The organism is Arthrobacter sp. Sr33, from assembly GCF_054511195.1.
The window spans coordinates 113,396-133,292 of record NZ_JBTNDD010000010.1 but is presented as its reverse complement, the minus strand read 5'-3'; the positions used below and the strand labels follow the sequence as shown (position 1 = coordinate 133,292).

Annotated in this window: 18 protein-coding genes; 10 read left to right on the top strand and 8 right to left on the bottom strand. The window is 62.1% G+C overall.

Annotation, left to right across the window (positions count from 1 at the left end):
- Positions 1–111: 111 nt before the first annotated feature.
- The 3 genes from ACX80T_RS13805 (at position 112) to ACX80T_RS13795 (ending at position 3,336) form a co-directional block, all read left to right on the top strand.
- Positions 112–1,641, top strand: a complete 1,530-nt coding sequence (locus ACX80T_RS13805; protein ID WP_019483346.1) for a SulP family inorganic anion transporter — start codon at positions 112–114, stop codon at positions 1,639–1,641.
- Between the two features lie 56 nt (positions 1,642–1,697).
- Positions 1,698–2,948 (top strand): MFS transporter, encoded by a 1,251-nt coding sequence (locus tag ACX80T_RS13800; protein WP_459304682.1) that lies wholly within the window; start codon positions 1,698–1,700, stop codon positions 2,946–2,948.
- A 226-nt stretch (positions 2,949–3,174) separates the two neighbouring features.
- Positions 3,175–3,336, top strand: coding sequence for a hypothetical protein (locus ACX80T_RS13795; RefSeq protein WP_156809082.1), 162 nt, complete (start codon positions 3,175–3,177; stop codon positions 3,334–3,336).
- 160 nt (positions 3,337–3,496) lie between these two features.
- Here the strand turns inward: ACX80T_RS13795 and ACX80T_RS13790 are convergent, their stop codons facing one another.
- Positions 3,497–4,957 carry a M23 family metallopeptidase gene (locus ACX80T_RS13790; protein WP_459304681.1) on the bottom strand — a complete coding sequence of 487 codons (1,461 nt, stop codon included), beginning with the start codon at positions 4,955–4,957 and terminating at the stop codon, positions 3,497–3,499.
- A gap of 432 nt (positions 4,958–5,389) precedes the next feature.
- Entirely contained in the window at positions 5,390–6,484 is a 1,095-nt protein-coding gene (locus ACX80T_RS13785) for an alkene reductase (protein WP_459304680.1), read from the bottom strand.
- Positions 6,485–6,756: 272 nt separating this feature from the next.
- On the opposite strand from ACX80T_RS13785, the gene ACX80T_RS13780 reads away from it, so the two are divergent.
- Positions 6,757–7,059: a DUF4193 domain-containing protein gene (locus ACX80T_RS13780; protein WP_019483350.1), complete on the top strand. Its 303-nt coding sequence runs from the start codon at positions 6,757–6,759 to the stop codon at positions 7,057–7,059.
- An 83-nt stretch (positions 7,060–7,142) separates the two neighbouring features.
- Here the strand turns inward: ACX80T_RS13780 and ACX80T_RS13775 are convergent, their stop codons facing one another.
- Entirely contained in the window at positions 7,143–7,526 is a 384-nt protein-coding gene (locus ACX80T_RS13775; RefSeq protein ID WP_024477066.1) for a hypothetical protein, read from the bottom strand.
- Between the two features lie 97 nt (positions 7,527–7,623).
- Here ACX80T_RS13775 and ACX80T_RS13770 point away from each other — a divergent pair, with 97 nt between their 5' ends.
- On the top strand, positions 7,624–8,457 hold the full coding sequence (locus tag ACX80T_RS13770) for a hypothetical protein (protein ID WP_024477067.1): 834 nt from the start codon (positions 7,624–7,626) through the stop codon (positions 8,455–8,457).
- 238 nt (positions 8,458–8,695) lie between these two features.
- On the opposite strand, the gene ACX80T_RS13765 is transcribed toward ACX80T_RS13770, so the two are convergent.
- The 3 genes from ACX80T_RS13765 to ACX80T_RS13755 form a co-directional block, all read right to left on the bottom strand.
- Complete coding sequence (locus ACX80T_RS13765) at positions 8,696–10,252, bottom strand: HNH endonuclease signature motif containing protein (RefSeq protein ID WP_459304678.1); 1,557 nt, start codon at positions 10,250–10,252, stop codon at positions 8,696–8,698.
- A 419-nt stretch (positions 10,253–10,671) separates the two neighbouring features.
- Positions 10,672–11,520, bottom strand: coding sequence for an NAD-dependent epimerase/dehydratase family protein (locus ACX80T_RS13760; protein WP_019483814.1), 849 nt, complete (start codon positions 11,518–11,520; stop codon positions 10,672–10,674).
- A complete protein-coding gene (locus ACX80T_RS13755; RefSeq protein ID WP_024477364.1) occupies positions 11,517–12,521 on the bottom strand; it encodes an aldo/keto reductase family protein in 1,005 nt (334 codons plus the stop codon). Before ACX80T_RS13755 ends, ACX80T_RS13760 begins: the two co-directional genes overlap by 4 nt.
- A gap of 172 nt (positions 12,522–12,693) precedes the next feature.
- Here ACX80T_RS13755 and ACX80T_RS13750 point away from each other — a divergent pair, with 172 nt between their 5' ends.
- Positions 12,694–13,767, top strand: coding sequence for a lipid II:glycine glycyltransferase FemX (locus ACX80T_RS13750; RefSeq protein WP_024477365.1), 1,074 nt, complete (start codon positions 12,694–12,696; stop codon positions 13,765–13,767).
- Between the two features lie 49 nt (positions 13,768–13,816).
- Entirely contained in the window at positions 13,817–15,535 is a 1,719-nt protein-coding gene (locus ACX80T_RS13745) for a threonine/serine exporter family protein (protein ID WP_019483817.1), read from the top strand.
- 1 nt (position 15,536) lies between these two features.
- Here the strand turns inward: ACX80T_RS13745 and ACX80T_RS13740 are convergent, their stop codons facing one another.
- Positions 15,537–16,301 (bottom strand): uracil-DNA glycosylase, encoded by a 765-nt coding sequence (locus tag ACX80T_RS13740; RefSeq protein WP_024477366.1) that lies wholly within the window; start codon positions 16,299–16,301, stop codon positions 15,537–15,539.
- Positions 16,302–16,425: 124 nt separating this feature from the next.
- Here ACX80T_RS13740 and ACX80T_RS13735 point away from each other — a divergent pair, with 124 nt between their 5' ends.
- The 3 genes from ACX80T_RS13735 to groL all read left to right on the top strand — a co-directional run bounded on the left by ACX80T_RS13735 (position 16,426) and on the right by groL (position 19,400).
- Positions 16,426–16,728: a DUF3263 domain-containing protein gene (locus ACX80T_RS13735; RefSeq protein ID WP_050995015.1), complete on the top strand. Its 303-nt coding sequence runs from the start codon at positions 16,426–16,428 to the stop codon at positions 16,726–16,728.
- Between the two features lie 52 nt (positions 16,729–16,780).
- Positions 16,781–17,437 (top strand): LytR C-terminal domain-containing protein, encoded by a 657-nt coding sequence (locus ACX80T_RS13730; RefSeq protein WP_024477367.1) that lies wholly within the window; start codon positions 16,781–16,783, stop codon positions 17,435–17,437.
- Positions 17,438–17,762: 325 nt separating this feature from the next.
- The gene (gene groL / locus ACX80T_RS13725) at positions 17,763–19,400 is read left to right on the top strand and encodes a chaperonin GroEL (RefSeq protein ID WP_019483821.1); all 1,638 of its coding nucleotides are present in this window, start codon (positions 17,763–17,765) and stop codon (positions 19,398–19,400) included.
- A 133-nt stretch (positions 19,401–19,533) separates the two neighbouring features.
- Here groL and ACX80T_RS13720 read toward each other — a convergent pair whose 3' ends face one another.
- Positions 19,534–19,824 (bottom strand): WXG100 family type VII secretion target, encoded by a 291-nt coding sequence (locus tag ACX80T_RS13720; RefSeq protein WP_019483822.1) that lies wholly within the window; start codon positions 19,822–19,824, stop codon positions 19,534–19,536.
- Positions 19,825–19,897 lie beyond the last annotated feature (73 nt).

Below are 19,897 nucleotides of genomic sequence, written 5' to 3'. Positions count from 1 at the left end.
GAGCTGGCGAATCCGCACCTCCCACCTTCTTCTTTGGCGCAGTGCAGCGCCCGTTTTCCCTATCAAACCGGAGGCACGATTGTGTCCGCCCGAGCACGAAATGGAGCCCGCATGGCGACCAATGCCTATGCCACCAATCTGGATACGAAGTTAACACCCGAACAAACCCAGTCCGTCTGGCGCACCCTGCGCTCACCCCGGCGTCTGCGGACCGAAGTCCTCGCCGGTTTGGTAGTCGCTCTCGCCCTGATCCCCGAGGCCATCGCGTTCTCGCTCATCGCCGGAGTGGACCCCCGCATAGGCCTCTTCGCCTCCTTCACCATGGCCGTCTCCATCGCTTTCCTTGGTGGACGACCAGCGATGATTTCCGCCGCTACCGCTGCTACCGCCCTAGTGATTGCACCGCTGGTGGCGAGTCACGGGCTGGACTACTTTATTGCAGCAGTAATTTTGGCAGGTATTTTCCAGGTGGTTCTGGGACTTGTCGGCGTCGCGAAGCTGATGCGGTTTATTCCGCGCTCGGTCATGGTGGGGTTCGTCAATGCACTGGGTATCCTGATCTTCACTTCTCAGCTTCCCGAGCTCCTTGGGGTACCTTGGCTGGTTTACCCGATGGTGGTCGTGGGCCTACTGGTGATCTACCTTCTTCCCCGGCTCACCAGAGCCGTTCCCGCCCCGCTTGTCGCGATCGTGATTCTTACCGTTGTCGCCGTCGTCTTCGCTCTCAACGTGCCAACTGTCGGCGATAAGGGCGATCTGCCGGAGAGCCTGCCTTCCCTCTTTTTCCCGAATGTTCCACTGACTTTCGAGACCTTCCAGATCATCGCTCCCTTTGCTCTTGGTATGGCTGTAGTTGGTCTGATGGAATCTCTGATGACCGCCAAGTTAGTTGATGACATCACTGATACCCGGTCCAATAAGGTTCGTGAGTCCTGGGGCCAGGGCACGGCAAACATCATCACCGGCTTCTTCGGTGGCATGGGTGGCTGCGCCATGGTCGGGCAGACGATGATCAACATCAAAGCCTCGGGCGCACGCACCCGAATCTCGACATTCCTTGCGGGAATATTCGTTCTGATCCTCGCCGTTTCGCTTGGCGACATCGTTGCGCTCATCCCGATGGCCGCCCTGGTGGCGGTAATGATCTTTGTCTCCGTTGCAACGTTCGACTGGCACAGCGTCAAGATCGACACGCTCCGTCACATGCCAAAGAGCGAGACCACGGTCATGGTGGCGACCGTCGTCTTCACGGTCTTCACCCACAACCTGGCCATCGGTGTGATCATCGGTGTGCTCGTAGCGATGGTTGCTTTCGCACGCAGGGTTGCCCATTTTGTCAGCGTTGAGCGGACGATCGAGGAACACTTCGGCGTCACCTTCGCCAAATATGTTGTCAGCGGGGAATTGTTCTTCGCTTCTTCCAACGATCTGTACATGCAGTTTGAATACGCCGAGGATCCAGAGAAGATCGTCATTGACATGTACCAGTCGCACCTTTGGGACGCGTCTACGATCGCTGCACTGGACGCGATTATTGAAAAGTACCGCCATTACGGCAAAGAGGTCGAAATACAGGGCCTTAACACTGCCAGCGCCGCCATCCGGGATCGCCTCGCAGGGCGACTTGCAGGAAGCCACTAACGGAGCAAAGGTGTCCTGCGGAGGGCCGAGAGTAGCTGGCAATAGATGAGGAAACAGTGAAAAAGCCAAGGGGCACCGGATCATGGTCCGGCACGGTACTTGCCGCCGCACTGATTACCGCCGCTACGGCGCCGGGTCAGACTGCGGGGCTCTCACCATTCACCGATCCGTTGATCGAGCAGCTCGAAATCTCCAGGACGGACCTTTCGTTTAGCTACCTCATCGGTACGCTCGCCGGTGCAGCAGCCCTCCCATTCATTGGGAGGGGGCTGGACCGGTGGGGTGCACGAAAAGTGATTACCGTGGCGGCGCTGGTATTCGCGGGTACGCTGCTGGCTCTGAGTTTCGCTACCAACATTGCCGGTCTGACTGTCGGGTTCGTATTCCTTCGCATGGCCGGGCAGGGGGCGCTAACCCTGGCCGCCACAACTGCGGTGGTGAAGGCTCTAACCACCCGACGTGGTCTCGCGCTCGGAATAACCGCAGCAGTCGGTTCAGCCGGTATCTCCTTGACCCCAGTTCTCGTGAATCGGCTGATCAGCGCCGGTGGGGTGGAAATGGCATGGCGCTATCAGGCAGTTGCCGTGCTCGTGATTATCCTGCCGATGGTCCTCCTGCTTCCCAGACACCGGAAAACGGCGCCCCCAAGGCTCGCTTCCGGGGAGTCCCAGCCCCATCCTGAGACAATTCCGGGCGCCGACTGGTCCAGCAGCCAGGCAGTTCGGGCCCCCATTTTCTGGGCCATAGCTGCAGCGCTGGCTGCAACCGGAGTGCTCACCACCGGTCTCGCTTTTCACCAAATCTCTATCCTCACCACTCAGGGCCTAACCAGCACCGAAGCCGCTGCGAACTTCATCCCCCAAACCATCACTGGCATCCTCGCGACTTTGGTGGCGGGGGCGCTTTCTCATCGCGTTGACCCACGGTTTGCACTGGCTGCTTCGATGGCGCTTCTTGCTGCAGCGCTAGGTTTCCTGCAGGTTGTCAACGGACTACCTACCGCACTTATTTATGGCTTGATACTTGGTGCGGCATCCGGCTCGATCCGAGCTATCGAGCCAATCGCCTTGTCGCACTACTTCGGCACAGAGAATATCGGCGGTATCCGAGGCATCATTACCGCCATCAACGTCGGGTCGACAGCTCTGGGTCCGATACTTTTCTCACTCGGGCGCGATCTGACAGGGAACTATTCTGTGCCTAGCCTGATATTTGCGCTATTGCCGGTGTCGGTAGCAGTATTTGCGCTGCTGTGTCCCGCGCCCGGCCGGAAAGGCAAACTAATGGCCAGGGGTGCCAGCCGCTAGTATTCGGATGCCCTGCTGGTGAAACGCATTGGGGCGTTGAAGGTATTCCTGTGGGCCCAACCTTTGGGGACCGCCCAACACGACCCTCTGGGGGCTGATCGGATTCACGGGCCCGGCTGCTGGTTCCGGGACTTTTATCGCCTCTGCTTGGGTGGCGCCGGACACCCAGTCTCAATGTGGCGAACCCGTTGGTGACCCGTCGGGCGAATGAGGGCTAGGAAATTCGATGTCGTGTGTAGTAACCGGGTGCAAGGAAAAAGTTAGCGGAACCAGTGTGGTCCCCCAGTCGGTCGCTGGCGCCCAGCCCGGTGATCGGGCGGCTCAGCGCTCAGGCAGCGTTTTGACTGAATTCCTCGGTGCAGTCCTCGCAGAAGACTTCGTCAACTAGTTCGCCGCAACACTGACACCTGTGATTAATGTTTGTCATGGATAGACATTACGAAACGTACCCGCCGGGTCACGAGTAGGGAATACTCGTTTTCCCCATCCGTGATGCAGGTAGAGAGTGCCAAATCCACAAATGAGGCATCACCAACCTTGCAGACGGTCTAGGGTTTTGCCGCGGTCGCATCGTCTGCCGGTACGACGACGGTGTCCTGGTGGTTGTCCATGTCGTCTATCTCGCCATTTGAATCGGCGTCTGACTCCTCTTGACCATCGCAGGGGGGAGCTGGAACGGCCGGATCGCCGTCCCCGGCCTCTTCCTCAATAGCGTCATCCGCCTCAGTAGTGCCATCCACAGGAGTGGCCGAGGCATCGGAGGCAACCTGTTCGTCGTCGGTCACTGGTACGGGAATCGGTACCGGGAACGGCGACGCATCCTGTCGGGGGCCGTGTCCCGGCGTCGAGTCCTCACCGGATCCACTTCCAATAGCCTGGACTGTCTCAGGTTCGGTGCAGACCAGAGCTGGGTCAGGGTCCGGTTCAGGAGCGGGTGAAGGCTCAGGTTGGGGTGTGGGCTCGGGGCCGGGAGCGGGCGGGGGAGTAGTTTCATTTTCTGGCTCAGGCCCCGGGGAGCTGGGCGACGGTGCAGGTTCATCCTGTGACGGTGCAGGTTCATCCTGTTTCGTTGGGGCCGCTGACGGACTTGGGCTCGAAGAGTTCGGGCTCGAAGGACTCTGGCTTGACGGCCCCGGCTGAGGCTTATCCTGTTCTGACAACTTGGGTTCGGATGGTCTGGCAGTGGGTCGGGGAGTCGGCTTGGAATCATGAGCAACCGGGTAAGAGTGCCGTGGCGGGGCCGAGCCGGCAGCAGGCTTCGGAACTGCTGGCGCGGCAACAATCGCCGGTCCATGCACCCCTTCGATGCGACTGTCACCCGTATCGTGTGACACCTCGTGAGGCATGGCAATTACCCATGGCACTGCATTGCTTGATGCACCCCCACCCGGTGCGTAGGAGGTCATGTCCGGTGTTCCCACCTGGGATGCGGGATTCAGCGGTGTGAGCGTCCATCCTCGAGGATCAACGTGGGACCCATCGCGAATGGTTTCAAAATGCAGATGACAACCCGTTGAGGACCCGGTTGACCCGACGGTCGCCAGAATCTCGCTGACTTCAACGGTAGCCCCGGCTTCAACCGAAATCCCCTCAAGGTGGTTGTAGGTGGTGATCAGCCCGTTGCCGTGATCGATCTCCACTCGATTCCCGCCACCCCAGGGGTGCCACCCGACGGCCCGTACCGTTCCGGCATCCGCCGCATGAACTGACGTACCGCAGGGTGCGGCGAAATCCAGTCCGTAGTGGAACTCGCCCGCCTCGCCGGTGAGCGGGTTGATGCGCTCGCCGAATGGGGAACTGGGGCTCAGTGTTCCCAACGGTGACATGAGTGTTCCCGGCCCGGGGCGGGCGGGGCCGTCGGAGGGAACGCTGGTGACCTGAAGCCCGTTATCAGCTGCCCTGGCCTCCTCCGACGCAATACCGCTGTTGGGTTGACCGGGAACCAGGAAATCCTGCAGTCCGGGAGTTGGGGTGGCTAGCAGTTCGCGGCCCACCCATCCGGTAGGCACAACTGCCGACACGGCAGAGTGGGGTGCCGCGGCTGCCAACTGCCCAGTCGTGCCAGAGAGGGAGCTTTGATACCCGGACCCACAGACCGCTGCCACGGCTACGCACACTGCGAGAGTTGCCCGCGTTGCGGACTTGCGCGGTCCCGGGGTTCTCGGGGCAGTAATTCGTCCGACAGGTGTCACGAGCAGCTCCAGGCAGATCCCCGCTGAGCGAGCTGACCGGCATTTGAAAACCCGTCGGGGCGGAAGCGAATTGGCCCCCACCCACTCACCCCTATGCGGGGAAGTTCTTATGTACCCACTCAGAGTGACGCACCACACCCGGATACGCAACGGCTGGAGAGCATGCATTTGAGAAATCGAATGACTTCCTAGGGTTTTACCAAGCTAGCTCTCTTGAGTGGGTGTGCATATCCTGGACGGCCGGGACTCCTAGGCTGTAGCTTCGGCCAGCACATCCTCGTAGAACGGGTAATCGATGTATCCCTCGGCGCCGTGTGAATAGTAGGTCGCAGGGTCGGGCTCGTTCAGCGGTAGGCCTTCCTGCCACCGGCGGGCCAGATCCGGGTTCGCGATCGCCTGACGGCCGACGACGACGGCGTCTCCGAGCCGGGATGCGAGGATGCTCTCGGCTTCGTCACGGTCGGTAATCACGCCGAAGCCGCTGTTCACCAGGAAGGGTCCGCCGAAGCGCGAACGGAGTCCCTGGATCAGTGAACCGGCTGGGTCTTCGTGGAGGACGCTCAGGTAAGCGAGGTTGAGGGGTGCGATAGCGTCGACCATTGCGCCATAGGTAGCGAGGATGTCGTCGGGATCTGCGGGTAGCACGTCCCTGCCGCTGGTGCCCGGGGAAATCCGGAGTCCCACCCGCTCGGCGCCGACCGCTGCAACTACCGCCTGGACTACCTCGGCCATGAAACGGGCGCGGTTGGCGGGGGAGCCGCCGTAACCGTCGTCGCGCTGGTTGGTTTCCGGGAACATGAACTGGTGGAGGAGGTAGCCGTTGGCCCCATGAAGCTCAACACCATCCATGCCAGCGTCGATCGCGTTCCGTGATGCCTGGACAAACTCTTCGATGACGCCGGGAAGTTCGTCAGTGGTCAGGGCGTGGGGAATCGGGTACGGCAACTTGCCATCATAGGTTCGGGTTTCGCCATTGATCGCCACAGCGCTCGGAGCAACGACCGTGTGCCCGCCAGTGGTTGCCTCGTGTGTGACCCGTCCGGCATGCATGACCTGGGCAAAGACCCGCCCACCGGCGTCGTGCACAGCAGAAGTGACATTGCGCCAGCCGGCCAACTGTTCCGCTGTCACTAGGCCTGGCTGGCCAGGGAAGCCTCGGCCGGCGTCACTCGGGTAAGTGCCCTCGGTGACGATCAGCCCCAATGATGCGCGCTGCCGGTAGTGCTCAACCACGAGAGGGCCAGGAACGCCCTCCCTGCTCGAGCGGACCCGGGTGAGAGGGGCCATGACGATACGGTTGGGCAGTTCCATGGCACCAATGGTGAGCGGGGTGAAGAGAGTCACGAGCAGCACTTTCCGTTGTAAATAGGTTCTGCAAGGGGCAACCCCGTCCACGTCCGACCTATTCCGGGGGCCCGTGTAGGCGGGAATAGCTAGCCACGGATATCGCTTACCTAGCTGTCACCCCGTAGGCCCTTTCGGGATGCTCAGAGGGGGCCCAATTATGCGTAATCGTGCAACAATATCTCCTGCACATTGGTCAGGAATTTCATGGTTATACTCGGTGGCTGCATCAACCACACAGCTTCAGCGATTTTCAAGAGAACGGCACCGGAATGGCAACGGATTACGACGCACCACGCAACAACGATGAGGACAAGGAAGCCGAGTCCCTCGAAGCCCTTCAGGCTAACCGTGGCAGCAAATCCCAGTCGGCTTCAGTTGACGTCGAGGATGCCGACACTGCCGAAGGGATTGACCTTCCCGGTGCGGATCTTTCGGGTGAGGAACTCCTGATCCAGGTAATTCCGCCGCAGGATGATGAGTTCACCTGCTCCTCCTGTTTCCTGGTCCGCCACCGCAGCCAGGTTGCCCGCCAGAAGGGCGACCTCCTGTTCTGCCGGGAATGCGAAGGCTAACCACCAGAAGACTTCTCCACTGCGCCGTCGACGGACCACCCCTCGGTCTGTCGACGATGCAGCGTGAGGATCGGGTGTGACGGCTAGTGGCCCAGCAGATCCTCATCGGCATGGCTGAGGGGCGAACCGCCAAGGTTGGCGCTGTCGTCGCTGCCATCGATCTCTGATTCGTCAGCGGGATCGCCGAAATCGACGTCCGCGGCGGCTTCGCCCAGCGTCGGTACGGCGTCGTCGCCCTCAGATCCATCGCGCAGTACCTGCTCAGCAACGGTGCCTTCCGCGGTCACCGTCGCAGCCGGCTCGTCCTGAAGTAGCGGGTCGTTTCGCCACTGGTCAGGGTTGTCTTCCGCAGCTCCCGGGTAGTTGTCGGGCTGTCCCGAAGCCACCGGATCCAGCTCCTCGGCTTCCGCTGTATCGATTGCGTCGGTGATACTCAGTTCCTCTTCGGGGAGGTTTGATTCAGTCATGACATGCACCTTTCGAGTCAACACGTGAACTACCCAGCCTACTGACCTCTTGGCGGAGGAGATAGTTTTATCGCGGTCAGACCGGTTCAATAGAGGTATGAGAACCCACACATCAAGCAAGGAAAAGACCAGCGCTGACCTGTATCGCCAGATAGCTGTCACTGCCAGCTTGATCTTCTGCCTGGTGGGATCGATGATCGGTGTCGGAGTCTTCGGCGGGACGCCCATCGCAGAGGCAGCTGGCGGGGCATTGGGCACGGATGCCACCCTTCTGGCCCCGGCGAGTGCTGCATTTTCCATCTGGTCAGTGGTGTACGCGGGCTTGGTGGCTTACACCGTCTGGCAATGGTTGCCGTCACAGCGATCCGCGCAGCGGCAACGATCGCTCGGCTGGATGGTCGCAGTGTCAATGGTGTTGAACGCGGTCTGGATTCTGAGCATCCAGGCCGGGTGGCTCAATGCGAGTGTGCCGGTGATTCTGGTGCTGCTTGCAGTCCTGACCGTCTTATTTCTGCGCTACAGCGGCCGGCCAGCATCATCGTGGCCTGAGGCAGTGATTGTCGATGGCACGCTGGGCCTGTATCTTGGCTGGGTCTGCGTAGCGGTGTGCGCGAACATCGCTGCAGCGCTGACCGCTGCAGGCTTCGACGGGTTTGGCTTGAACAAAGAAGTTTGGGCTGTCGCTATCCTTGCCGTCGTTGCACTGGTTGGCCTAGGGCTGGCGCTCAAAGGCAAGGGTCGTCTCGCCGTCGCGGCGGCTATTGGTTGGGGACTCACCTGGATCGCGGTTGGGCGCACCAGCGGCGACATGGAATCGGCGACGACGTCGATCGCTGCCGCCGTCGTGGCGGCAATCGTCCTGCTTGCAACAGTCATCATCAGGGTGCGCTCCCGCAGCCATGCAGGAGCGGCGACTTCCGCGCTGCGGTAGAGCTTCGCGCCCCGCCTCTGGCTGCGCCGCACCCCTGGCCGCGCCCCGTCCAGCCCAGCCCCGTATCCTCTGGCCGCACCCGCCCGCCAGAGCCCCGCATCCTCTGGCCGCACCCACCCGGCCAGAGGTGACATGTGGTGGGCCGACGGCTTTTTGAATCACCAGATCTCACGTCTGGGGCGGAGCTGCTAGGCACGCTGGGGCTGCCCAGGGGGCGGTGCTGGCTCAATGGGTGCTTCTAGAAGGGCGGGGGCATGTCGGCTGGTGGGGCTGGTGGTGGGTCGGCGGTGGTGAGGTAGGTTTCACCGGCAGGCGAGATCGCGATGATGGTCCCGGGCTCGGGTTGTTGGTAGTGCCAGTAGCCTTCGGTTTTGAACATGTGGTGACGTTTACACAGGGCCGCCAGGTTCCCGTAGGACGTTTTGCCGCCTTGGGACCAGGGGGTGGTGTGGTCGAGTTCGCAGAACACCGCCAACCGGTTACACCCCGGATGCCGACACGTCCCATCCCTAACCCGGACCGCATCCTTCAGGTCCTGCGGGACCCGGTACGTGGTCGCATCAGCTCCTAACCTGGCCCCGGTAAAGGGGTGGGTGAGGATCCTGGTGAACGATGGTGCGTGCCCGGCGAGCTTCCGGGCGGTCTCGGGATCAATCGGCCCGTAGCCTTCCAATTCACCCGGGGTATCCCCGCCGAGGAGAGTCATCACCGGGACGGTGACAAACACCTTCGCCTGCACACCCCAATACGTGCTGGCCTCCCGCGGCTGGCTGGACCCGCTGCCACCGTTGGACCCGTTGGACCCGTCGTCGCCGTCATGATCGTTGCCGCCCCTGCCGGGTTCAAAATCGCTCCTGGGCACGGAATCTTCGGGCCCGGAGGATTCGGTCCCGCTGGTCCCTTTGGCCGGGCCGCTCATGTGTCCGGTGGGTCCGGCACTGGTGAGGACATCCACCAGAACGTCGGCCCTGAGCTGGGTGAGAGTCCTGGCCTCGTCGGGTCCTTGCAGGGCCCGGGCTGCGGTGTCGACCCGGTGGAAGATCCCGGCCGCGTGTTCGGTGGGTAGGTACGCGGCGAGCCAGGCCATCCCGTCGTGGGCGGGGTTCAGGACCACCTCGCGTTCCCGGAGAGCTTTCCGGTGCCGGCTACTGATGGGTTCGGGGTGAAGTTTTTCGCGTAACCGGTGGGCCTGGCGGCAGAACTTCGTCACGGTGGTCTGACCGGCCAACGCGATCAGCCTGGTTTCATAGGCGGCGGCGAGAGCGGGGTCGGTGTCGGGCATGTCTGTGGCTTCTTCGACAACGGCCCAGGCATGGCGGCGTGAGAGTCTGCCGTCCTCTAACGCGTTCAACGTGGCCGGGTAGTGGCGGGTCAGCAGGGTGCTGTGTTCGACCAGGAACCCGGCGGTCCGCTCCGGCAGGTGCAACGTGGCGCCGATCTCGGCTGCGGCCAGGGTTTTCTCAAACCCGAAAGCCCCGCGGCCGCAACGGGTTTGCTCGGTTTGCAGGTCCAGGATCCGGGTAACCAGTTTCGCTTCCTGGGCATCGAGCCATGACCGCGCCTCGGCGACGTCATTCAACGCATCCAAGACCTGGGCAGAGTCAAGGCCGGCCGGGGCGGCGAGCCCGAGTTGGCCGGTCAGGGCGGGAGGTTCGTCGCTGGAGCGCACCCGCTCGCCGGGCACGAAGGCCATTCCCCAAAAATCCGATGCCTCATCATCCGCATCGGTCGAACCCGCAGCCTCAGCCTCCGACTCCGGCGGTTCAACAGTGGGTGCTGTCCACACCGCGTCCACGCCTAGCGGTCCCTCCGGACCATACCCAGCAGAAGACCCAACAGAAGCCCCGGAGGAAGACGCCGCGGAAGCCCCGGCGTGAGTTCCCGCAGTAGACCCCGTGGCCGTGTTCGCGGGCCCGCTGGTCGAGGCGGAATCCGCGCCGGATTCGGGAGGGATTCCCGATCCGGGAGCAGAAGCTGCACTGCTTTTCATACCCCAATTCCATCATCGAGCACCGACAGTATGAGGGGAAAATAGGGGGCCCGGAAAAAACTTTCTCGAAGTTTTTTTGCAGGCTGATTCTTCGCGGCCAGCGTGATGTGTCGAGGTCATAGGGGCCAAGGCTATGCAGGTGAGGCGGGCCCCTCGTAGGTTCCGAAACCCTGAACTCATGAAAAAGCCGCCCGGCGTCGCTGGGCGGCTTTTCACGGGTTCAGCTAGCCGACGTGATCCCGCCAACTGTGCTGAGGATCGAAGCCGAGCACGCTGCGGGCATGATCAATGGACAGCAACGTCTCGTGCTCGCCCACGTCCTTGACCACCTCGACGTCCGGGAACACCTCGGCAGCGAGTGATGCGCTGGAGCGGCTCATCACCGTGTCAGCTGCGGCGATGATGAACGTGTCGAAGCCCGGCCCTGCGTTTTCCAACGCCCGTTGCACGGCCTGCGCGCCGTCGCGACCGTCAATGTACCCCCAGAGATTCCACTTCCGAGCCATAGCGTCGGCATCGAAAGAAGGGAACTTCGCATAATCCTCGGGGTCCATGACGTTCGAGAACCGCAGCGCGGTAATGCTCAACTCGGGATCCCACCGCGTCAGCTGGATCGCCATCTGCTCTTCTAGGTGTTTGACCAGCGAGTAGGTGCTTTCCGGCCGTGCGGTGTACTTCTCGTCGACGGGGATGTAGGGCGGGTCCTCGTCGAAGGGTAGCCCCAGTACGGTCTCGCTGGACGCGTACACAACCTTCTTGATTCCAGCCCGGCGGCAGGCCTGGAACACGTTGTAGGTGGCCGGCATGTTGTTGTGGAAGGTCGCAGCATCTGCGTAGATGCCGGGAGCGGGAATGGCCGCCAGATGAACGACGGCGTCGAAGCCGGTATGTTGATCGTCGACACCCATGAAGGCATCAATGACGTGTCCATAGTTGGTCAGGTCGATCTTCACGAAGCCAGGACCACGTTCCCCCTGCACGTCCATACCAATAACCTCATGCCCCGCGGCTCTCAGAACCGAGGTGACCGTGCGGCCCAATTTGCCGGTGGCACCGGTTACCGCGAGCCTCATACGGGCCGCTGCTCAGGCGAAACAGTTTTCGCCGGATCGGTCTCCGCCATCGAACCAACCGCATCGTCAATCTTGGCCATGACAGCAGCGTCGAGGGTCACTCCCGATGCCACAGCATTTGACTTGACCTGCTCAGGCTTCGACGCGCCGATGATCGCTGCAGCAACGTTCTTGTTTTGCAGCACCCAGGCGATAGCCAGTTGTGCCATGGTGAGCCCAACCTCATCGGCGATCGGCTGGAGCTTCTGCACTCCGGTGAGTGTCTCGTCGGACATCCACCGCTCGATCATGTTCGAGCCGCCCTTGTCATCAGCGGCCCGCGATCCTTCCTCAGGGGTGCCACCTGGCTGGTACTTGCCGGTCAACACGCCCTGCGCCACCGGTGACCAGACAATCTGGGACAACCCCAGCTCCTCGGACACGGGAACCACTTCCTCCTCAATGACCCGCCACAGCATCGAATACTGAGGTTGGTTGGAGATCAGCTGGAAGCCGAGTTCCTTGGCCAGCGCATGCCCGGCGCGGATCTGGCGGGCATCCCATTCGCTGACACCGATGTACAGGGCCTTGCCCTGGCGAACGATGTCCGCGAACGCCTGCATCGTCTCTTCCAGCGGCGTCTGGTAGTCGTAACGGTGCGCCTGGTACAAGTCCACATAGTCGGTCTGCAGGCGCTCCAGCGAACCGTTGATTGACTCCATGATGTGCTTACGGGAGAGCCCGACGTCGTTTGGCCCCTTCGGCCCGGTGGGCCCCCACACCTTGGTGAAGATCTCCAGAGACTGGCGCCGCTCGCCCTTCAGGGCTTCGCCGAGCACCGTTTCGGCGGCGGTGTTGGCGTACACATCTGCCGTGTCGAAACTGGTGATGCCCACATCCAGGGCTGCGCGCACACACTGGGTGGCGACGTCGTTCTCCACCTGCGATCCGTGGGTCAACCAGTTGCCGTAGGTGATTTCCGAGATCTTGAATCCACTGTTTCCGAGGTATCGATAGTCCATACATTCGATGCTAGGGCACCACTCGAGGAATGAGGTGGATCACACTGCAGTGTCGTTGCCTAAGGTGACGATTTGCGGCGCGGTGGCCAGACAGTGGCGAAGCTGACCGAGGCAAACAGGGCCAACCGGTACACTGAATTGTCTTTGTTTCACCACCACTGATTGAGGGATTTTGGTTAAGTTCACCGCGCGTCTAGCCACGGCCGAGGAGCGGGACAACTGGGACGCGTTGGTGACGTCGAACCCTAACGGGGGAAACATGCTCCAGTCGGCATCCTTCGCCGATGTGAAGTCTCAGCACGGCTGGACTCCCCGGTTCCTGGTCTTTGAAAGCGCCGAGTACACCACCTACAACCTGGTGATCGAAAAGCGGCTGCCTCTGCTGGGCGCCCTCTGGTATCTCATCAAGGGCCCTGACGTTGCCGATCCTGCCCATGTGCCGGCGGTGCTTGACGCTTGCCGGGACCTGGTCCGAACCGGGCGTCACAATGTGTTCGCAGTGAAGGTGGAGCCCGACATCCCTGCCGACGACGACGTCGACCGGCTGTTTCTCAACGCGGGCCTGATCAAAACCTTCGATCTGCAGCCCAACGACCACACTGCGATCCTGGACACCACCCCAGAACCGAACCAACTGCTGCGCAACCTGCATTCGCGCGGCCGCAACGCTGTACGTCGTGCCAGCCGTGAAGGCGTCGAAGTGCGCCGGATGGAACCCACTGACGAAAACTTTCGCCAGATGTACCAGCTGATGGCCCACATCGAGGATCGATCGGCCGCCAAGCTCCGCTCCTACCAGTACTACAGCCGGTTTTGGCGGAACTTCGCCGACGCTGGCCAGGGTCGCCTGTACTTCGTCTACGAAGATGGCAAACCCGCCGTTGGCGCGTTCGTCATCAACTACGGGCTCAAAGGCACTTACAAGGACGGCGGGTCCAAGCCCAAACGATCCCAGTATGGTGACTCCCATTTGGTGCAGTGGCAGGCGATCACTGACCTCAAGGAAGAGTTCGGGATAGTTGAATACGATTTCTGCGGCACTCCGCCCAGCGACCGGCTCAAGGACCCCACCCATCAGCACCATGGGTTGGGTCTGTTCAAGACCAGCTTCACCAAGACTGTGACGGACTTCGTCGGCTGTTATGACCTACCGCTCAGCGCGTGGAAGTATCGACTCTGGAACGTGATCGGCGAGAAGGTCGCTCGACAAATCTACTGGCGCCGACACCAGCAACCGTTCTACTAAACAAACACTCCCGCTCCCTGCGGGCGCACCGGATGAAGGGGTGAATTCCATGGGAGAGAAGACCGAGGCCGACGACGGCCGCAACCCCAACACCAACCCTGCGCCGGTAGCCGAACAGCTGCCGATCGTTCCCACCGCGGGGACCCCGGCCAGCGTTGCCCAGCCCGCAGCACGTCCGGTTCATTCGCTGCCCGGCACCCCTGGGGGCCCGGGATACGCAGGCCGCTCGGGATCGGCTGGCAAGCCTGGCAGGTCTTCCGGAGCCAAGCCCAAGTCCCGCCCACGTCCGGCAAATAACAAGCCGGATCGCAGGACCTACTCGACGCCCACCGATGCGCTGCCGACCACGCCCCGTTCGGTGCGCCCCGACCGCTCGAATGCCGCAGCCAGGAAGGTACTCCGCCGACTGGTGCAGGGGGAGACTCCGCCCACCCAGGCGATGAGCATCGTTGAACGGCTGGCTGGCAGCCCCTATGCCAATCCCACCATCCAGGTTTCCGGGCCGGACATCAACGCGCGACGAACCCTTGATTTCGCGCTGAGCCTGGCCGAAACGATGTTCCGGTACGGCGCCGGCGCCCTTGAGGTCGAAACCAGCATCATCGCGGTCACCGCAGCCTTTGGGCTGGACAACATTGAAGTGGACATCACCAACCAGTCGGTCATCCTGAACTATTCGGCCAAGGACCAGACCCCAGTCACCGTGCTGCGGGTGGTTCGTTCCTGGACCAATAACTACGCCGGCCTGCTGAAGGTGCATCAGTTGGTGACCGACGTCGTCAACGGCGGAACCTCGCGGATCGAAGCTGCAGCTCGGCTCGACGAGATCACCCACAAGCCGAAACCCTTTCCCCGGTGGATGGTGACGGCTGCCTTCGGTGTCTTCGGGGCTGCCATCGTGAGTTTCATTGGTGGCGGACCGTTGGAGTCGCTGATCAGCTTTGCCAGCTGCATCGGCGTCGACCTCCTCTTGCGTCAGTTGGGGAAGTGGCGGGTTCCTGAGTTCTTCTCGGTAGCTACCGCCTCGGGTATGGTCACGATCATCGCGATGTTCTTCTGGTGGCTCGATATCGGCATTGCGCCGTCGTTCGTGGTGGTGGGCGGAATCCTGCTATTGCTGCCGACTGGCCGGCTCGTCTCCGCAACCCAGGACGCGATCAACGGATTCCCGGTCACCGCGGCGGGCAGGTATCTATCAGCGTTCCTCGTGTTTGCCGCGATCATCTCCGGGATCGCCGTCGCGTTGGTCGTTGGCGCATTGGTGGGGGTGCCAGAGCTGGCGCTGACGACCGAAGGGTCAATGTATCCGCTGCCGGTGGCGGCAGCGCTGGTGCTGATCGCCGTCGCCATGATCGGAGTCGCAGAACAGACCGACATGAAACTCCTGCTCCCCACGGCCCTGATCGGTGTCACCGGTTTCCTGCTGTACTCGCTGGTGGTCAGCCTGGGCGTGGGCTACCGCCTAGCCCCGGCAATCGCCGCAGTGCTGATCGGGATGCTCGCGAGAATGGTGGCGTTGCGGATGGGCGCACCCCAGCTGGTCGTGGCAGTTCCGGCGGTCATGTTCCTCTACCCGGGCCTGATGGTGTTCAGGTCGATGTACGGCTTGACGATCGAAACCGAGCTGATTGGGGCTGGCACCAACAGCCTGTTCAATGCGTTGACGATCATTCTTGCCATTGCCGGCGGCGTGGTGCTGGGTGACAACCTCGCCCGTCCGCTGACCAAGGGAGTCAGCAGTAACGAACGCCGGAACCGGCGCCGGTAAGTCAGCGCAACTGCCAGTCCACCGGTTCGGCGCCCTGCTCCACCAGGAACGTGTTGACCCGGGTAAAGGGCCGGCTGCCGAAGAACCCTCGCGACGCCGACAGCGGGCTCGGGTGCACTGACTCGATCACCGGAGTGCTGCCGAGCAGGAGCTTGATCTGCTGGGCGTCCCTGCCCCACAGCACCGCAACCAGAGGTAGGTTTCTGGCAACCAGGGCTTCCACCGCTGTATCGGTCACTACGTCCCAGCCCAGTCTGCGGTGTGACGCCGCGCCGCCGGCCCGCACCGTCAGGACCCGGTTCAGCAGCAGCACTCCCTGCTCGGCCCACCCCGACAGGTCGCCGTGCGCAGGAACCGACGTGCCGGTGTCGGCAGCGAGTTCCCGATAGATATTGGCGAGGCTCCGTGGAAGCGGTCGGGTGCTTCCCGCTACCGAGAAGGACAGCCCGACGGCGTGCCCCGGCGTCGGGTACGGGTCCTGACCCAGGATCAGCACCTTGACCTGATCCATCGGGTAACTGAACGCCCGGAGGATGTGCTCGGCTGGCGGCAGGATCTCGTGTCCGCCGTCGACTTCCGTGCGGAGCCGATCGGCGAGCAGGTGCAGTTGCGGCTCGATCGGCGCCAGCGCGGCAGCCCAGGACGGATGAACGACGTCGGCCACCGGAACGGGGGCGGCGAACGGGAATTTCGAGCCGTCCCGGATCGGGGACGCCGTGGGGGAGGGGGCTGGCTCGGGGAAGAGGGCGCTCTGGTATTCGGACACCCTCCCATCCTTGTGCCCGAGCCCGCCAAATGACAACCGTGTTATTCCCAATTACCATGAAGGTCAACGGCAGCGTTCCACTAAGCTGCCTTCAACTAAGGGGCGATAGGCAGTGACTGATGCGGTGCGCGCTGACAGTGCGGTACACCCTGATCCGGAGGGTCACCGTCAGGCGTCTGTGCTGGGAGACCGCGAGCAGCAAATGCTCGCCCTTGAACGCCAGTGGTGGAAGTACTCAGGGGCCAAGGAACAAGCCATCCGCGAACTGTTCGACCTGTCGGCTACCCACTACTACCAAATCCTCAACGCCATGATCGACACCGAGGCAGCATTGGCTCACGATCCGATGCTGGTCAAGCGACTGCGTAGACTACGTACATCGCGTCAGCGCGCGCGCTCAGCCCGCCGCCTCGGCGCTGACATCTGAACGCTCCCGGCGAACCCTTTACAGCGCCAAAACCCAAGGATGACGCATAACTATGAGCCAGTACCCCCGGGACGAGTTCGACAAGATCCCTGAATCCGCATCGCGGCAGGGCGTTCACCGGGAAAGACTGGTTCCTCCGCGGTCCAGTGGGCTGGCGTTGAAAATCTTGGTTGGGGTACTCGCGCTCGCCGTCGGGCTGGCCGCCTACTTTATTCTTCCCCGTCTTGGCATTGGCCAGACGGAGTCATCCGCCAGCCAGACCACCACCGCGCCGGTCGCCGAGACCACCTCGAACGCGTCGCCTGCCCCGGCCGACGACGACGCTTCCGAGCCCGAGCCGACCCCGTCCAATCCGGCGACCCAAGCCCCAACAGGGGCTCCCACTGATGAGCCCACCGAGGCTGAACCCACTCCCAGCGAGGAACCGGCAGCGATCGACCGGGCCCAGGCAGTAAACGTCTACAACTCAACGGGCATCGGCGGATTGGCCAGTTCGGCAGCCGGCCGGGTCACGGCTGGTGGCTGGACTGTGGGCCAGATCGCAGACTGGGGCGGAGCGCCGCCCCAGACCTCAGTGATCTTCTACAACAACGCCTCCCAGCTTGCAGCGGCACAGGAAGTAGCCGGCATCCTCGGCATCCCCACCCTGGTCGAAACCACCGAAGTGTCTTCGAGCATCACAGTGGTTGTCGGCCCCGGATTCCAATAGGCATTGAGTAGGAGGCACGGTTCCGCGACGCACGAGTGGTCCGTGGTGCCATTTATGACTCGGTGGTGTACGGCGTCACCCGTGCCCAGTGGGAGGGTCTTCACTTGCACTCAGGCAGCCAGAGTGCTAATTATTGAGTTAGCACTCTAAGCCGCTGACTGCTAATTGTTGGCGGGGTTGGATGTGACAAGCACACCACTGTGGTGAGGGTCGTGGCGGGACGTAAAGAGATCGTCCTGCTGATACCCGTCCGTCGCGGGCACCGCAGCCGGTGAGCATAAGTTTGCTGATAAGCAGTACTGTCCCCGAAAGGACCTAAGCCACTATGGCCAAGATCATTTCTTTTGATGAAGAGGCACGCCGCGGCCTTGAGCGCGGACTCAACATCCTCGCCGACGCCGTCAAGGTAACGCTGGGCCCACGTGGCCGCAACGTCGTCCTGGAAAAGAAGTGGGGCGCCCCCACGATCACCAACGATGGTGTATCCATCGCCAAGGAGATCGAACTGGACGACCCGTTCGAAAAGATCGGCGCAGAGCTGGTTAAGGAAGTCGCCAAAAAGACTGACGACGTCGCCGGCGACGGTACCACCACCGCCACCGTCCTTGCACAGGCACTGGTCAAGGAAGGCCTGCGGAACGTTGCTGCTGGCGCCGATCCACTGAGCCTGAAGCGCGGCATCGAGAAGGCTGTTGAAGCCGTCACTCGCGAGCTGCTGGCTTCCGCCAAGGAAATCGAAACCAAGGAAGAGATCGCTGCAACGGCTTCCATCTCTGCCGGTGACCAGCAGATCGGCGATCTGATCGCTGAAGCGCTGGACAAGGTCGGCAAAGAAGGCGTTATCACCGTTGAAGAATCCAACACCTTCGGCCTTGAGCTCGAGCTCACCGAGGGCATGCGGTTCGACAAGGGCTACATCTCCGGCTACTTCGTTACCGACGCAGAGCGCCAGGAAACGGTACTTGAAGATCCGTACATCCTGATCGTCAACTCCAAGATATCCAACGTCAAGGACCTCGTAGCGGTTCTTGAGAAGGTCATGCAGTCAGGCAAGCCCCTGCTGATCATCGCCGAAGACATCGAAGGCGAAGCGCTGGCTACCCTGGTGGTCAACAAGATCCGTGGCACGTTCAAGTCGGTAGCCGTCAAGGCTCCAGGCTTCGGTGACCGCCGCAAGGCCCAGCTGGCTGACATCGCTATCCTCACCGGTGGCCAGGTTATCGCCGAAGAAGTTGGCCTCAAGCTTGAGAACGCCACCCTCGACCTTCTGGGTAGCGCACGCAAGGTTGTTGTCACCAAGGACGAGACCACCATCGTCGAAGGTGCAGGCAACGCCGAAGAGATCGCCGGACGCGTCAGCCAGATCCGCGCCGAGATCGAGAACTCCGACTCCGACTACGACCGCGAGAAGCTGCAGGAACGTCTGGCCAAGCTGGCCGGCGGCGTTGCAGTCATCAAGGCCGGAGCTGCAACCGAGGTTGAGCTCAAGGAGCGCAAGCACCGCATTGAGGACGCAGTCCGCAACGCCAAGGCAGCAGTCGAAGAGGGAATCGTCGCCGGTGGCGGCGTTGCTCTCATCCAGGCCGGCGCCAAGGCTTTCGCATCACTGCAGCTCGAAGGCGACGAGGCAACCGGCGCGAACATTGTTCGCGTTGCCATCGACGCTCCTCTGAAGCAGATCGCCTTCAACGCCGGCCTTGAGCCAGGCGTCGTTGTCGACAAGGTCCGCGGACTGCCTGCAGGCCACGGCCTGAACGCAGCAACCGGCGTGTACGAAGACCTGCTGGCAGCCGGAGTCAACGACCCCGTAAAGGTCACCCGCTCTGCACTGCAGAACGCGGCATCCATTGCTGGTCTGTTCCTCACCACCGAAGCCGTAGTAGCTGACAAGCCTGAAAAGGCTCCAGCCGGCGGCGGCGGCGGCGACGAAATGGGCGGCATGGGCGGTATGGGCGGCTTCTAGTCCCCACCGGCGAGGTGTCACCACCTCGCCTTGCTGAATCTGGAAGGACGGTACCCTCACGGGGTGCCGTCCTTCCGGCGTTAACCGGGAAGCTCGGCCTGCCGGTCACCGTGGGCGGGAGGGTAGTCCAGGCTCAGTACAGGAACATCCGCGCATTGCTCAGTTCGGCGTCGGCGTATTGCTGGGTGGCCACCGTCAAGGCATGATTGATCTCCGCCAACGACTCCTCTACCCGGGCCTGGGTGGCACGCCATTGAGCCACCGCCTGTTGGAAATTCGCGGCGGCCTGCCCCTTCCACAGCATCTCCAGTTCCAGCAGGCCCGCCTGCATCGTATTCACCTCGGACTGCAGCCGGCCGATGGTTCCCTGCACTTCGCTGCCCTTTGCGGCGAGTGCATCTGTGTCGACCTGAAAGTTTGCCATGTGCTTCCTCCTCATTGACGGCCACTCCCGGACCATTGCTGGTTAGCTTCGACCCTAGGCCGAGCGCTCAGGG

Coding starts and splice junctions, on each gene's coding strand:
- ACX80T_RS13805 (WP_019483346.1), top strand. CDS start 112: ATGGCGACCAATGCCTATGCCACCAATCTGGATACGAAGTTAACACCC.
- ACX80T_RS13795 (WP_156809082.1), top strand. CDS start 3,175: ATGTCGTGTGTAGTAACCGGGTGCAAGGAAAAAGTTAGCGGAACCAGT.
- ACX80T_RS13780 (WP_019483350.1), top strand. CDS start 6,757: ATGGCAACGGATTACGACGCACCACGCAACAACGATGAGGACAAGGAA.
- ACX80T_RS13775 (WP_024477066.1), bottom strand. CDS start 7,526: ATGACTGAATCAAACCTCCCCGAAGAGGAACTGAGTATCACCGACGCA.
- ACX80T_RS13770 (WP_024477067.1), top strand. CDS start 7,624: ATGAGAACCCACACATCAAGCAAGGAAAAGACCAGCGCTGACCTGTAT.
- ACX80T_RS13760 (WP_019483814.1), bottom strand. CDS start 11,520: ATGAGGCTCGCGGTAACCGGTGCCACCGGCAAATTGGGCCGCACGGTC.
- ACX80T_RS13755 (WP_024477364.1), bottom strand. CDS start 12,521: ATGGACTATCGATACCTCGGAAACAGTGGATTCAAGATCTCGGAAATC.
- ACX80T_RS13745 (WP_019483817.1), top strand. CDS start 13,817: ATGGGAGAGAAGACCGAGGCCGACGACGGCCGCAACCCCAACACCAAC.
- ACX80T_RS13730 (WP_024477367.1), top strand. CDS start 16,781: ATGAGCCAGTACCCCCGGGACGAGTTCGACAAGATCCCTGAATCCGCA.
- groL (WP_019483821.1), top strand. CDS start 17,763: ATGGCCAAGATCATTTCTTTTGATGAAGAGGCACGCCGCGGCCTTGAG.
- ACX80T_RS13720 (WP_019483822.1), bottom strand. CDS start 19,824: ATGGCAAACTTTCAGGTCGACACAGATGCACTCGCCGCAAAGGGCAGC.